The sequence below is a fragment of the Streptomyces chiangmaiensis genome, assembly GCF_036281785.1.
Lineage (GTDB): Bacteria > Actinomycetota > Actinomycetes > Streptomycetales > Streptomycetaceae > Streptomyces > Streptomyces chiangmaiensis.
Genome location: NZ_JAYWVC010000689.1, coordinates 1 through 728, shown reverse-complemented (window position 1 = coordinate 728; position 728 = coordinate 1). Strand labels below are relative to the sequence as shown.

Annotated in this window: 1 protein-coding gene; it reads right to left on the bottom strand. The window is 68.0% G+C overall.

Going from position 1 to position 728, the window contains the following annotated elements:
* Positions 1-309: 309 nt before the first annotated feature.
* The coding region (locus VXC91_RS46440) for an integrase core domain-containing protein (RefSeq protein WP_329513343.1) at positions 310-728 on the bottom strand (419 nt) is incomplete at its 5' end.

The following is a 728-nucleotide window of genomic DNA, read 5'->3' as shown; positions in this document are numbered from 1 at the left end:
CCGGCGCGAGCTACCCCTCGCCGTGCTGCGGCGCCCCGACCCAGGCGCCTCAGAGCGACCCTGACCGCATATCTGGGGAAGATTGCCTTTCAGGCCGTTCAACGCATCTCTGATGCGGCCTGCGCTGACAAGCCTCTGTTCCGCGCTCGCTCTGGCGTCAGCGTCTCCGCCGACCAGAGCCAGCACGGCGGCGGAAGTGTTCAGGAAAGTTGCGGGCTCCGATCCCATCCACCACCTGTCGCGCAGCAAAGCGTCGGAGGCCGCGCTCGCGGCTGTCTGAACCTTGTGCGTGCCGACAATCCCGTCACCCTATGCGACCTGCGCGTACTTGTGGATGAGGCCGCCAAGGCGGTCGCGCCGGATGACACGCGATGAGGCATCGACGGCGGGCGGTTCGGGTGCGCCAACTCCGTCGGGGCATCGCTGTCCGAGTGATCGGTGAGGCCGATGTTCGTTGTGGTGGTCGGCGTACTCGTCGACGACGAGGCGCAGGTGCCGCTCTCCGGTGATCAGGATGCGGTCGGTGGCCTCGCGCCTGCAGGATCCCACCCAGCGCTCGGCGATCGCGTTCATCCGGGGCACGCCCGGCAGGATGGGCACCACCCGGGCTTCGACGGCGGTGAAGACTGCGTCGAAGCCCTCGGTGAAGTAGCCGGCGTTGTCCCGGATTAGGTACCGGATGCCGGCGGTACGGACGTCGTCCAGGCTCATCAGCGGGTTGCGGGCCT